Raw genomic sequence first — 238 nt, 5'->3', positions numbered from 1 at the left:
GATCTATACGTCGGGCTCGACCGGCACGCCGAAGGCGGTCGTCGTCGCACACGGGCCGCTCGCCGCGCATTGCGTCGCGCTCGCGGCCGCGCTGCCGGTCGTCGCAGGCGACCGCCTGCTGCATTTCGCGTCGGTCAATTTCGATGCCGCTCATGAGTGCTGGCTCGCGCCGCTCGCGATCGGCGCCAGTATCGGCGGGGCGGCGCCGCCGCCGTTCCCGTCCGGCGCCGCGCCTGCG

Annotated in this window: 1 protein-coding gene; it reads left to right on the top strand. The window is 74.4% G+C overall.

Annotation, left to right across the window (positions count from 1 at the left end; genetic code table 11):
* The coding region (locus KVT39_RS37350; RefSeq protein ID WP_217591522.1) for an AMP-binding protein at positions 1–238 on the top strand (238 nt) is incomplete at both ends.

This window comes from Burkholderia sp. GbtcB21 (genome assembly GCF_019091065.1).
GTDB classification, from domain to species: Bacteria; Pseudomonadota; Gammaproteobacteria; order Burkholderiales; family Burkholderiaceae; genus Burkholderia; species Burkholderia pyrrocinia_C.
This window is presented reverse-complemented; position numbering and strand designations above follow the sequence as displayed.